This is a genomic window from Maribacter sp. 4G9, from assembly GCF_002742265.1.
Classification (GTDB): Bacteria; Bacteroidota; Bacteroidia; order Flavobacteriales; family Flavobacteriaceae; genus Maribacter.
Map to the genome: position 1 here is coordinate 34,172 of NZ_MDGL01000039.1, position 14,217 is coordinate 48,388.

General features: G+C 38.8%; 11 protein-coding genes. All 11 read left to right on the forward strand.

From position 1 onward, the window contains the following. Positions 1–56 precede the first annotated feature (56 nt). Positions 57–1,391, forward strand: a complete 1,335-nt coding sequence (locus BFP75_RS05490) for a sodium-dependent transporter (protein ID WP_099544088.1) — start codon at positions 57–59, stop codon at positions 1,389–1,391. Between the two features lie 7 nt (positions 1,392–1,398). Beyond that, a complete protein-coding gene (gene argE, locus BFP75_RS05495) occupies positions 1,399–2,610 on the forward strand; it encodes an acetylornithine deacetylase (RefSeq protein ID WP_099544090.1) in 1,212 nt (403 codons plus the stop codon). Continuing rightward, complete coding sequence (locus tag BFP75_RS05500; RefSeq protein ID WP_099544093.1) at positions 2,597–3,796, forward strand: NAD(P)/FAD-dependent oxidoreductase; 1,200 nt, start codon at positions 2,597–2,599, stop codon at positions 3,794–3,796. Before argE ends, BFP75_RS05500 begins: the two co-directional genes overlap by 14 nt. Positions 3,797–3,801: 5 nt before the next feature. Next, complete coding sequence (locus BFP75_RS05505; protein ID WP_099544095.1) at positions 3,802–4,176, forward strand: nuclear transport factor 2 family protein; 375 nt, start codon at positions 3,802–3,804, stop codon at positions 4,174–4,176. Positions 4,177–4,193: 17 nt separating this feature from the next. Continuing rightward, entirely contained in the window at positions 4,194–4,739 is a 546-nt protein-coding gene (locus BFP75_RS05510; RefSeq protein WP_099544097.1) for an RNA polymerase sigma factor, read from the forward strand. Between the two features lie 123 nt (positions 4,740–4,862). Further along, positions 4,863–6,002 carry a FecR family protein gene (locus BFP75_RS05515; protein WP_099544099.1) on the forward strand — a complete coding sequence of 380 codons (1,140 nt, stop codon included), beginning with the start codon at positions 4,863–4,865 and terminating at the stop codon, positions 6,000–6,002. A 65-nt stretch (positions 6,003–6,067) separates the two neighbouring features. Beyond that, a complete protein-coding gene (locus BFP75_RS05520) occupies positions 6,068–9,586 on the forward strand; it encodes a SusC/RagA family TonB-linked outer membrane protein (RefSeq protein ID WP_099544101.1) in 3,519 nt (1,172 codons plus the stop codon). 16 nt (positions 9,587–9,602) lie between these two features. Continuing rightward, positions 9,603–11,000 carry a RagB/SusD family nutrient uptake outer membrane protein gene (locus BFP75_RS05525; protein WP_099544102.1) on the forward strand — a complete coding sequence of 466 codons (1,398 nt, stop codon included), beginning with the start codon at positions 9,603–9,605 and terminating at the stop codon, positions 10,998–11,000. 115 nt (positions 11,001–11,115) lie between these two features. Continuing rightward, positions 11,116–12,000 (forward strand): PIG-L deacetylase family protein, encoded by an 885-nt coding sequence (locus BFP75_RS05530; protein ID WP_099544103.1) that lies wholly within the window; start codon positions 11,116–11,118, stop codon positions 11,998–12,000. A gap of 31 nt (positions 12,001–12,031) precedes the next feature. Next, positions 12,032–13,306, forward strand: a complete 1,275-nt coding sequence (locus BFP75_RS05535; RefSeq protein WP_099544105.1) for an MFS transporter — start codon at positions 12,032–12,034, stop codon at positions 13,304–13,306. A 1-nt stretch (position 13,307) separates the two neighbouring features. Next, positions 13,308–14,168, forward strand: coding sequence for an ROK family protein (locus BFP75_RS05540; RefSeq protein ID WP_099544107.1), 861 nt, complete (start codon positions 13,308–13,310; stop codon positions 14,166–14,168). Positions 14,169–14,217 lie beyond the last annotated feature (49 nt).

The window sequence follows — 14,217 nt, forward strand, 5'->3', positions numbered from 1 at the left end:
CCAAGCAACTTGATTTATTATAACGAAGTATAAACTTCTAAAGCGTCCTTTATAAAATGTCTAAAAATAGGTGGAGCAACAAGTTTTCTTTTATCATCACAACCTCAGCGTTTGCGATAGGGTTGGGGAATATTTGGCGCTTTCCTTATGTGGCTGGTGAAGGAGGGGGCGCTGCATTCATATTGGTCTATCTTGTTTTAATGTTTTTAATTGGCATTCCTATTTTGACCATAGAAATTGCCTTGGGCCGTATGTCCGATACCACAATACTAATTGGTTTCGGAAAGATGGCCAAGAAATCCCAATGGAATGGAGTCGGTTGGTTAGGAACAATCGCTTGTATTTTAATAATGGGATTCTATATCATGATCATGGCGTGGATAGCAATTTATCTATGGGAATGCTTATCGGGCAAAATCTCTGAACTACCGATCAATAAAATTTCTGGACATTTTGATATCGTGGCTTCAAACTTACTAACTGTCATTGCGGTTATTCTTATCATTATGTTCATCGTATTCTTTGTTGTACGTCAAGGTTTAAAAGCTGGTTTGGAACGCTATTCCAAAGGAATGATGTTCGGATTGATTGTTCTTATGGTAGGTTTGTGTATTTGGGCCGCTACTTTAAATGGTGCTTCTGAAGGGTATCATTGGCTTTTGTCCCCCGATTTCTCCAAAATCAATTTTCCGATAGTTATGAGTGCTTTGGGGCAACTTTTCTTTTCGGTAGGAGTTGGTATGGCGGTAGCATTTGTTTTTGGAAGTTATACCCATAAAAATGAGAATCTTGTAAAAAGCACTACATGGATAGTTTTAGCGGATACATTTTTCGCACTTCTTGCGGGACTCATGCTGTTTCCAGCCATTTTTAGTTTTAATCTTGAACCTGATTCAGGACCAAATCTAATTTTTGTTACAATGGCCACTGTTTTCAATCAATTGGAACACGGCTGGGCAGTTGGCGCATTATTCTTTCTACTGTTGTTTTTGGCTGGATTTACCTCACTTATCTCATGCATACAAGGCTTAAAGGATACGTTCAAGGATAAATATTCCTTATCCGATACGATTGCTTTGTTATTTGTGATCGGTTGCATCACAGTGATAGCAATCTTGGCAGTTTTTTCTTATGCGGATAATCCATTGCTGCTATTCGGGAAAACGGTTTTTGAAACCTTGGATTATACAACGAGTAGCCTATTGTTGCCATTAAGCGGATTACTCATAGTGGTATTCGCAGGACACATTATTGGCTTTACTAAACTGAGGTCACATCTTACTGCCGAATCAAAAACGCTAAAGATCGGGGCGTATTGGAAAATCATTCTGCTATGGATATTGCCTCTGGCACTGCTTATCATTTTAATAAATGGTCTTTTGAATACTTAAAAATATAATGAGAGAAGAAACAAACGATAAAGTAAAAAGTACCATTTCAATTCTTAAAGATTTGATTTCGTTTTCAATCATTGGTGGCGAAAGCAACCTATCGATTGCAAGATATATAACGGGTATATTAAAGGAAAACGATATTGAATATTATGAGGTACGCGACACCGCTGAAAACAAAATGAGCATTCATTGTCGCATAGGACCAGAAGTGGATGGAGGAATCATTTTATCGGGACATATGGATGTAGTACCTATTGATGCCCAACCTTGGACAAAACCTGGTTTTTCGTTGACCCAAATCGGAGATAAACTCTATGGTAGGGGCACTTCGGATATGAAAGGTTTTTTGGCATGCTGCCTAGCCATAATTCCCCATTTTAAAAGGACAGTATTAAAAAAACCTATCTATCTGGCCTTTTCATACGATGAAGAAGTTGGCTGTTTGGCCACTAGTGAACTACTTCAATCTGTTAAATCAAAGTACAAGGAAAAACCACGTTTTGCCATTATTGGGGAGCCTACATCCATGCAGACGGTAAATGCAGAAAAAGGGGCAGCTTTTTTTAAGACAACAGTTTTTAGTAGTGCCGCACACAGTTCCGAAGTAAGAAAAAGTGTTAGTGCCATAGAAGAAGCTACCTATTTGGTCCAGTGGCTTTTGGCAAAAATGGATGGATTTATTGAACAACGAAATTTTGATGAACGTTTTAAACCTCCACATACAACTCTTCATATTGGTACAATCAAAGGGGGTTCTTCAGTCAATATTGTTGCCGACAAATGTGAGTTTGAGTGGGACGTTCGGAATGTTCCATCTGACGCAGTGGAAGATATTTTGGGTTCTTTTGAAGCGTTCTGTAAAAAGCGTATTGACCAAAAGCAAGAAGAATTTCCTGATTTTAATATTAACACCAGTGCTCAATTTTCAATAGTGCCAGGGCTTGATACTTCAAAAAATTCGGAAATCGTAAAGCTCGTGAATTCTTTTAGCGGAAATACCTCAATCAATGCGGTTTCTTTTGCTTCCGAAGCAGGTTATTTCTCCCAGTCAGGTTTTGAAACAGTGGTTTGTGGACCAGGAAGCATGGAACAAGGTCATAGAGCGGATGAATATATTGAAGTGGGCCAATTACGAAGTTGTATCGTCTTTTTGGAAAAAATTGCTGACTGGAGCAAAACAGATAACAAAGTAAAAAAGAACTATGAAAAAGTATGATGTCCTTATTGTAGGAGGTGGAATCTATGGAATTACCGCAGCAGTTGAATTAGCAAAGCGAAAATACAGCGTGGGTTTGATCAATCCAGATACCATTCCACACCACTTGGCAGCGTCTACTGATGTGACCAAAGCGGTCCGAATGGAATATGGTTCCGATATGGAATACTTTAAGATGGTTGAGATGTCAATAGACATTTGGCATGAATGGAACGATTTTTTTAATGAAAAACTATATCATGAAGTCGGTTTTTTAATGCTTTGCAAGGATAGCATTGAAAGTGAAAAACACACTTTTGAAAAGCATAGTTATCAAAATTTACTGGACGCCGGATACGAGCCAGATCGTTTGGATGCAGAAAGTATCAAAAAGCGTTTTCCAGCAGTAAACACATCGGAATATATTGATGCAAACTTCAATAGAAAAGCAGGATATGCCGAATCGGCATTAACGGTGCAAACATTGGCTGATTATGCACGATCGTTGGGAGTTGAAATTCATGAAGGACAAACCGCAGATAGCTTTCAGATTAAAAACAGCGTACTTACAGCGGTAAAGACAAAAGAGGGCCATACTTTTAAGTGTGGTCATGCCCTTGTTGCTGCTGGGGCACAAACACCATTGCTGCTCCCGGAACTTCATCCCTATATGAAATCCACAGGGCATCCAGTATTCTGGCTCAGACCTAAAAACCGAAATAATTTCATTCCCCCAAAATTCTCCGTATTCACCGCTGATATTTCAAATTCGGGATGGTACGGTTTTCCATTTTTGGAAAAACAAGGCATTGTAAAAATTGCAAAACATTCTAACGGTACCCCGGTTCATCCCGAAAAGGATGATCGACAAATTACCGATTCAGAAGTATCGGATATGCGCTCTTTTGTTAAAATGACATTCCCCGAATTGATCGATGCACCATTGGTCTTCACAAGAAGATGTCTTTACATAGATACCTTGGATGGGCATTTTTGGATTGATAATCACCCTGAAATAAAAGGATTGTCGGTCAGTACAGGAGGGAGTGGGCATGGACTGAAAATGGCCCCGATATTAGGTGCTATGGCCGCAGATATAGTTGAAGGTAAATCCCACGAGTTTTCCAAACGCTATAGATGGAGGGATTTGTCGGGTGATACAAGTCAGGTAGAGGAGGCGAGGTATGTAATTGACAGAAAATTGTAAGGTAAATGAAAGCAGGTAAAATTATACATAGGTTCATGGCTGCATATAATGAGAGGGATTTGGAAAAGTTCATTGGGTTCATGCATCCCGAGTTTACATCTTACTTATTTGAATCACAGCACTGTTTATGTTCTGGAATTGAAGATGCCAGAGCAGTATACCGTAAAAGATTTAGTGAAAACAAAGAACTTTTTGTGACCACTTTCAATAGAATGGTCAATGATAACATAGTTGTTGAATCACAGGTTATTGAAGGTTTTGACAATGGTAAAACCATCCACGCAATTGCAATTTTTGAACTTCAGAATGACAAAGTAAAGCGCGCATCCTTTGTAAGGAGGGAAATTCTTGCTGCCGATAAACTTTCAGTTTTGGTATAACCGCAAAGAACAAAAAAATGGAAAAGAACAAGTACTGCAACAAAGAAATACTTTTAGGGGATTTAAAAGAGGGTGTTATGCCAGCTTTTACACATGTTTTTAACTGTTACTTCGATGAATTGAACAGTTACATCTCAGTTATCTGCGGCAACCAGAATCTGGCACAAGAAATTGTACAGCAAACCTTTATCAAGTTTTGGGACAGGCGTAAAAAATTGGTTATTAAGGATAATATTAAGCGATACTTGTTCAAAATGGCATACAATCTCTACAAGGATTTACAGAAAAGGAATGTAAAGGAGCTCGGCTTAATGAAAGACTTGCAATATACCGCAATGATGAATCTTATGGAAAAAGACCCCGAAGAGACCGAAAGGAGATTGAAACTACTCAACCGAGAAATTGAAAGGCTGCCCAAAAAGTGCAAAACAGTCTTTTTATTGGCAAAAAAAGGGGGACTGGAATACAAAGAAATTGCCTTGCAGTTGAATATTTCCGTGAAGACAGTAGAGGTCCACATATCGAAAGCAATGCTACGATTAAAGAATACCCTTAATCAATAATAATATTTTTCCTTCATTTTACTAAAATTTTACGATTAATTCAAGGTTTCTTCAAAAAAGAAGAAAAAAAAGTAGGGGTTATCATTTTTTTTTAAGTCTAATCTATAAGAAAATCTTAATTAATTGAAGAATCACAGCAACATAGATGTCATCATTTCAAAATTTCTTGATGACCAAGCAACTGAAGATGAGAAGACCTTTCTTATTGAATGGATAAAGGATTCGGAAAACAGGGCTTATTTAGAGGGTTACTTGAAAACTGAAGTCTGGGTCAAGTATAGTTTCAATTCATCAGTTATTGAGAAACAGCTTTCCGTCTTATCAATAGTCACAAAGCCAAAAAGAAAAAAAGCGTACTCCAGTTTCTTAAAATATGCAGCCATTTTTATTGGAATCTTGGCTTCAACGGCCTTTGTTTATTTGTTTAAAGGTCAATCAGGCAATTATGTACTGGAGAATTCCATTTTAACGCTTGAAATAAATGATGGTGCATCAAGGTTTCTTTCTCTCGAAAATCAAGAGAACTTCACTTATGACAATAACTCAATCTTTTTAAAAGATAACGGATCATTGCAGTACGGAACCGGTAAGGAGTCGAGAATTCCAGAATATCATACCATACATGTACCGAACGGCAAAACTTTTCAAGTTCAATTGGCCGACGGATCGCAAGTATATATGAACTCAGGGTCAAAACTCACATATCCCAATGCTTTTAATGGTTTCAAATCAAGACAGGTATCACTAGTGGGTGAAGCATACTTCAAGGTTGCCAAATCCAATGTTCCATTTATTGTGAATGCAGATGGCTTGTCAACCAAAGTGTTGGGAACAGAATTCAACGTTTCGGCATACAAAAATGAGACATTCGAAGAGGTTACACTCGTTGAGGGATCGGTTGAGGTATTTGATAACAATCCAAAAGACACCCATACGTCATCAAGAATTATAGTTCCAAATCAAAGAGCAATAAAGGAAAAAGCAGGCAATGATTTGGCAGTTGATGAAGTGGATGTGAAAAATCGTATCGCTTGGATAGACGGTATCATTGTATTTGAGAAAGAGAATATCAATATCATATTAAGAAAATTGGAACGAAGGTTCAATATCAGCATCAAAAACAACTATGAAAAGTTGGATGAATTGAGGTATAGTGGACGATTCAAAGATGAGAATATTGATGATATATTAAAGACCATGCAAGCGCATACCAGCTTTTCATATTCAATGGAAGGAAACACACTAACAATTGATAACCCTTAATGATACAAGGCCTATGGAAACAAAATAGAGAGATTTAAACAAATACTAACTTAAACTGGGTATAAATGAAAAATTATTTATCAATTACCAAAATCAACTGGCCGATCAAAGTTTGCCTACTTTGTATCGTCATGCTTTGTTTTGCAGGTGCCCAAGCAGCTACTTGCGAGCAAAATGACACGGTCACTGTAAGTTTTAAGAATGTTGAATTGAAAAAAGTCTTTGATGAAATAGCCAAAAAAAGCGGTTATAACTTCTTCTATGAGGCTTCGGAAATCAATATCAACAAAAAGATTTCCATAGATGTGGCCAACACCTGTATCGATGATTTCCTTCAAGAATTGTTTGCAGATATGGATGTAAACCACCAAATCGTGGCCAAACAAATCGTAATTAAACATAGGGAGGTCAAAAAAGAAATTCCGAAAGTCAATAAGACAAAGAATGATGAGATTGAGATATTACAAACCACAATTGCGGGTACCATTCTAGATAATAATGGGGTTCCATTGTTGGGTGCCACCATTTGGGTCAAAGGTACCAATGTTGGTACCATCACTGATTTTGACGGAAACTTTGGACTAGTCGTTCCCGAAGGAGGAACAACCTTGGTGGCCTCTTACATAGGCTTTCGAACACAGGAAATCACAATAGGAAGCGAAACTTCTTTTACCATAACCTTAGAACCCGATGCGGCCCAGTTGGATGAAGTCATTGTGGTCGGTTATGGTACTTTGGCAAAAAAGAGGGTCACGGGATCCGTTATATCAATTGATTCGGAATCTATTGTTGAAGTACCGGCATTATCACCTGAGGCCGCTATAATTGGTCAAGTTGCCGGTGTTCAGGTTCAAGAAGTATCCGGGGAACCCGGGGCAGCTCCAAATATCAGGGTTAGGGGTTCAGGTTCCATCTCAGCAGGTAACGACCCATTGTTCGTTATCGATGGAATCCCTATATCTAGGAATCTCACCACATCAGTTATAGGAGGCGTTTCAAGAAGGCGTGCAAGTTTTCAACCCCCACCAGTAAACCCGTTGGCTACATTAAATCCAAACGATATAGAATCCATACAAGTGCTGAAAGATGCATCTGCAGCTGCGATTTATGGGTCACGGGGTGGAAACGGAGTGCTATTGATCACAACAAAAAAAGGCTCAACTACTGATAAGGGAAAATTTTCCTTCGACTCTTTTTTTAGTATTCAAACCGTAGCAAATAAAATCGATTTAATGAACTCGCAAGAACTCATCGATTTTACTAGGGACGCTAGGAATAACAATTACCTTTCTTCAGTGGAAGGGGCTTCAATCAACGACCCTATTGGTGAGGGTGACAGAGGTAATGTGAACTTTGAAATGCCCGAATCTTTTCTTAATTGGGACGGTACGGATACCGATTGGCAAGATCTGATTTTCAAAACAGGTATAACCCAGAGCTATAATTTTTCATACGCTTCGCCGATACAAAACAAGACAAGTTTTTTTGCTTCGGCCAGCTATTTTACCCAAGAAGGGATTTTGGAGAAATCGAATTTTGACAGATATAACTTGCTATTGAATCTAAATTCTCAATTAACGGAGAAATTGAATCTTGATTTAAGAGTTGCTCCAACAATTACGGAAAACCAAAGGGTACCTGCTTCGGCACCTTATTTTGCAAGGCCTCCAGGTATTGTATATTCTGCAATTGTACAGTCTCCCACAGTAGCTCCCTTTAATCCAGATGGTACGATCAACCAATTGAACAATCAGTCCTATCTGGGTGGCGGTACGACCACAGCCAGTAATCCATTGGCAATTACAGAAGCCATCGATGATGAAATATTTCAATTTCAAACTAGGGCATCGTTAGCACTGTCCTACGACATTTTACCAGAGCTTACGTTCAGGACATTCGGTGGTACCTATGTAAATCTGTTCAATCAAGATTTTTTTAGGGGAAATACTTTACTGTACAGAAATGCAACTGAAGGTGAATCCTATGCACAAGCCACATCATCTACCGAAGTAAACTGGGTATGGGAAAATACCTTGAATTGGGAAAAAGAAATCGGAAACCATTTCTTTAATGCAGTACTTGGTTACACAGCTCAAAAAGATAACATCACCATCAAGGAAGTCTTGGCGGATAACTTTCCAGATGATTTGGTGCCAACTATAAGTGGGGGGCAGGTTTTTGCGGGTAACGCAATTAAAGAACAATGGAGTCTGGCCTCTGCGTTATTTAGAATGAATTACAGTTTTAAGGATAAGTATCTTTTTACCGGAACGATTCGTTCAGATAAATCCTCACGTTTTGGCTCCAATAATCAAACAGGTTATTTCCCATCTTTTTCTGCAGGGTGGCGTTTAAACGAAGAAGACTTCCTCCAATCGATAGAAGCAATTTCTGAGCTTAAGCTAAGATTTAGTTGGGGAGAAACCGGAAACTTTGAAATACCGAATTACGGGGCCATTGGATTGTTATCACCAGACAATTATAATCTTGGTGGAAATGAAATCAACGGATTGATACAGTCCACGATTCCCAATCCAGAGTTGACATGGGAAAGATCCCAGCAAACGAACATTGGTCTTGAACTGGGGTTATTGGACAATAGAATATTTCTGTTGGCAGACTACTATACCACAAAAACGTCAGACTTGTTGTTGAATGTGAGTATTTCTTCTGTTTCAGGTTTTCAAACCACATTACAGAATTTAGGTGAAGTTGAGAATAGTGGTTTTGAGATAGCATTGCGAACTAAAAACTTTGTGGGTGATTTTTCATGGGATACGGACTTTAATCTTTCGACCAATAAAAATGAAGTATTATCACTCAACGAAAATAACGAGCCAATTTTCTCGGCCGGTAGTGCAGGGGTAAGACATGTTACCCGCGTTGGGGATCCCATTGGAAGCTATTTTGGTTACGTGGTAGATGGTATCTACCAGAATCAAGCAGAGATTGATGCTGCTCCAGTGGATACGCAAGCACCTGACCCTTCTCCTGGAGATTTCAGGTTTAAAGATGTAGATGGCGATGGTCAAATAACCCCGGATGATAGAACCGTAATCGGTAGTTACTTTCCCGATATTACTTGGGGGATAAACAATAGGCTAAGTTTTAAAGGAATCGACTTTAGCTTTTTGATTCAAGGTGTAGAAGGCAATGAGATATTGAACCTTACCGCAAGACACCTAAAGAATGGAGAGGCAAACTTTAATTCGTATGCCGTATTCAACAATAGATGGAGGTCAGAATCTGAGCCGGGTAATGGAAGCATTCCAAGAGCGGACAGGCAAACAGGAAACCATGGTAACAATAACAGGCCTTCTTCCTTTCAAGTAGAGGACGGTTCTTTTATTCGATTACGAAATGTTACGTTGGGTTATTCAATACCAACTGATAAACTTTTTGGAAATAGTATAGATAGATTAAGGTTCTATATAACAGGTACCAACCTATTCACAATTACGGACTATTTGGGATATAACCCAGAGGTCAGCAATATTTCTACCAATAGTTTAACTCCAGGGGAAGATTATGGGGCTTATCCTTTGACCAAGTCAATCACTATGGGTGTCAACTTAACCTTTTAATTAAAAACTGTAGAAGATGAAAAAAATAATCATATTACTAGTAACGCTGAGCGTAATTTCAGCCTGCAGCGAAGGTTTTACGGAGTTAGCTCCGATCTCGAACAGAAATGAAGCCGATTTTTTCAATACGGCCGATGATTTTGCTGCATCCCTTAATTCGAGCTATGCTGGGCTACAAGATGATGGAGTCTACGGAAGAGCGTATTGGACCATGTTCGAAATGCGCTCGGACAATACCGATCAGGGACCTGATGCCACGGGACTGGCAAGACAGTTCACCGAAATAAATGCATTTACCGAAGATCCTTTGAATGAGCAAATAGATGCAGGATGGAGTGGTTCTTATAGGGTCATTGCCAATTGTAACTTTATTTTGGACAGAATAGAACCCATAGAAATAGAAGCGACATTGAAGAACCAGATTATTGGTGAGGCACTCTTTTTAAGGTCTCTTATGTATTACCATTTGGCAGTTGCCTTCGGGAACATTCCCTTGCAACTCACTCCTTTTATTCCAGGAGATGAATTGGTTCAGGTAGATGCAAGTACGGTGTATGAACAATTGGTCTTGGATTTGGCAATTGCTGAATCAAATTTGCCTGTTTCCTACCCTGCAAGTGATGTAGGTAGGGCCACGAAGGGGGCTGCGGCCACTTTATTGGCAAAAGTATTGCTTACCATAGGTCAAGACTCTGATGCTGAAACTGTTTTACGCAGAATAATCAGCGATTATAATTATGAATTGGTTCCCAACTATGCAGATTTATGGGGTGCAGCAAATGAGAACAATGCCGAATCCATATTTGAAGTACAATTTATAAGTGGAGGTATTGGACAGGGGAGTGCATTTACAAATGATTTTTCACCAAGTTCAGATTTACAAACCGGTCAAGGTTTTGGAAGAAATAGGCCTACTGCAACTTTGGAAAATGCTTACGAGGTGGGCGACCTAAGATTCGAAATCTCCATGGGAACTGAATGGATCAATGTGGATGATGAAGTTATTGTTCAGAATTATGTAAGAAAGTATGAAAGCGATCCACCCACTGAAAATGATTCAGATATAAACTTTGTGGTATTTAGGTATGCAGATGTGCTGTTTATGCTGGCCGAAGCCTTAGGAGAATCAACGGAAAGCTATGGTTTGATAAATCAAGTCAGAAATAGAGCAGGTCTTGACCCGATCGATGCCAGCACGCCAGGTTCATTTGAAGAGAAACTTCTTGATGAGAGGCAAGTTGAATTGGCCTTTGAAAATCATCGATGGCCAGATTTGAAAAGATTCGGTGTGGTGGTCGAAAAATTGATTGAAGCAGAATCAGGGGTTATTGAAGCAGGCGACATCAGAAACCTGTTTTTTATACCACAACGAGAGATGGATATAAACCCAGATTTTATTCAAAACGATAATTAGTTGTAGTTAATTGAATTTGATTAGTCACCCTTTACTAAGATTTTGCCTGCTTATGCTTTCATAAAAGATGATAGTCAACAACTAAAATCAAATTCGTAAATAAAAGAATCAAACAATGAAAAAACTTTTAATAATTGTATGTATGTGTACTGGATTTTTGATACAGGCACAGGAGAAGAAAGTATTGAACATTATTGCCATTGGGGCGCATCCCGATGATTGTGACTCTAAATTTGGAGGTACTGCTGCCCTGTTCGCAAAAATGGGTCATAAAGTAAAATTCGTTTCTTTGACCAATGGTGATGCGGGTCATCAATCGCAAGGAGGCGGTGCGCTGGGTAAAAGAAGACGTGCCGAAGCCAAAAAAGCAGGTGAAATTCTTGGAGTTGAATATGATGTTCTGGATAACCATGATGGAGAATTGATTCCTACGTTGAACGTTAGACATCAAGTAATCCGTAAAATTCGCGAGTGGGATGCGGACATTGTTTTGGGGCTTCGTCCTAATGACTATCACCCAGATCATAGAAATGCAGGCATTGCAGTTCAAGATGCAGCGTACCTTGTTATTGTACCAAATGTTACACCTGACACGCCACCATTAAAAAAGAATCCGGTTTTCTTATATATGAACGACCGTTTTCAGAAGCCCTATCCATTTTCAAAAGATATTGCCGTAGTAGTGGATGAAGTTATCGATACAAAGGTCGAAGCGTTGGCAGCACATGACTCCCAAATGTTCGAATGGCTGCCCTGGGTGAGCGGTGCGGATATGAGTACAATCCCAGAAGGCAAAACTGAACGTTTCAACTGGTTGAAAAATAGATGGGCAAAAGAAAGAACATGGAACGAAATTGATACAAAAGCAATAAAGAAGTGGTATCCCGAAGCTGACATGTCAGACGTAAAGCATGTGGAATTTTTTGAAGTGTGCGAATATGGAAAGCAACCAACAGATGAGGAAATAAAACAATTATTTCCAATGGTCGGTAAAAAATAACTTCCAAAGCCAATAAACAGCCAAACGAATAATGGATAGCAAAAAAAAAAAAACAACTTCAAAAAAGTACTACCGTATCATAGCCTTGGTCATGTTGGTATTCTTTGTCATCTCTTTTATTACCAATATACTCAATTCAATAATTGTAGATGTAAAGAACAGTTTTGATCTTAGTTTAACAATGACCGGTCTTCTCCCTTTCGCCTTTTTTATAGCGTATGGGGTAATGTCCATTCCAGCTGGTTTTTTATCTGAAAAATATAGCGACAGAACCCTATTGTCACTGTCATTTTTATTTATGGCCTTGGCCTCCTTGGGTTTTGCATTTTTTCCGGGTTATGTGGTTTTCAGTATCACGTTGTTTTCTTTGGGAAGTTGTATGGCAGTATTGCAGGTAATAATTAACCCAATGCTAAGGGTTGCGGGTGGTGAGGAACATTTTGCCTTTAACTCTGTTTTGGCACAATTGGTATTTGGGCTGGCTTCTTTCTTGAGTCCATTTTTGTACAAATACGTAATAGATACGAATTCCAATGAAACGGGTTTGGCAAGTTTTATAAGGAGTCTGGTCCCTGAAAATTTACCTTGGGTAGGGCTCTATATGATTTTTTCAGTGATTACCATATTTCTTTTGGCCGTGGTCTTTTTTACTAAATACCCGAAATATGAAAAGAAAGAAGATGAGGTTGCAGGAGATAAAGAGTCGTATTTCAGCCTTCTTAAGAACAAATGGACTATTCTGTTCTTTTTTGGCATATTCTGCTATGTGGGAACCGAACAAGGTGTAGGTAATTGGATTTCCCAGTTTCTTAGTCAATACCATGGTTTGGATGCCCAAACTGTTGGCGCAGATACGGTGGCCTATTTTTGGGCTATGCTTACCGTAGGCTGTCTACTAGGTTTACTATTGTTGAAGATCATGGATAGCAGAAAACTTTTGATAGGTGCCACTGCTATCACAATGATTTTTTTGATTTTGGCACTTACCGGTGGTACCGAGGTTGCGCTTTTTGCCTTTCCCGCAATAGGTTTCTTTATCTCGGTAATGTGGTCCATCATATTCTCCTTGGCACTTAACTCAGTCAAGGAAAATCACGGATCCCTTTCAGGAATTTTATGTACCGGAATTGCCGGTGGAGCGGTTATTCCATTTTTAGTAGGCGCTTTGGGAGAGATTACAAGTCTTAAAACGGGGATGTTCTTTTTGCTCATTCCTTTGGCATTTATTTTGTCCATTGGCTTTTTTGCAAATCCACTGGTAAAAAACAAGACCATTCAGTTAAAAATTAAGCAGGGCAATCAATAATATGGAAGTGCTTGGTGTGGACATAGGAGGAACCAAAATCAATGCTGGTGTAGTAAAAGAGGGATTGACTACAAACCAGTTTTATATTGGGGTCGACAAAGAAGATTCTGAAAAACAGACTCTTGACCGTCTATTTGAATGTGTAGACAGCCTGATTTCTGATAATACAGAGGCAATAGGTGTTGGAGTGCCTGCCGTGGTTGATTCATTAAGGGGAATCGTTTATGATGTTCAGAATATCCCGGCTTGGAAAGAAGTATACCTTAAGAAAATTCTGGAAGAGCATTATGGCATTCCGGTTTATATAAACAACGATGCCAATTGCTTTGTTATGGGTGAAAGACTTTTTGGAAAGGGAAAGCAACACAAAAACTATGTTGGTCTCTCTATTGGTACAGGGTTGGGTATGGGAATTATTATTGATGGAAAAATTTATAACGGTGTTCTTTCCGGTGCGGGGGAAATAGGCATGGTACCTTATAAGGGCAGTATTTTAGAGCATTACTCAAGCAGCTTTTTTTTCACCGAAAACTATGGGTTGAGTGCTAAAGAAATTCATGATTTGGCAAAACAAGATAATGATGTTGCCTTGAAGGCTTTTTCTGAATTTGGTAAACATTTAGGTCAGGCTGTTAATACCATTTTATATCTATTGGCACCCGAAGCCATCATTTTAGGGGGCTCTATAAGCAAGGCTTATTCTTTTTTCCAAGAATGCATGCATAAGACAATAGATTCATTTGCCTATCCCGAACAAATAAAGGACTTAAAAATTGAGCTATCGGAATTAGCCGAATCTGCAATTTTAGGGGCAGCAAGTTTATGTTTTCAAAACATAGAAAAAATAAAACAAGAACAATAATTTTATAACACCGTATTCCTTATATGGAAATACGTAGTGTTGATCAAAA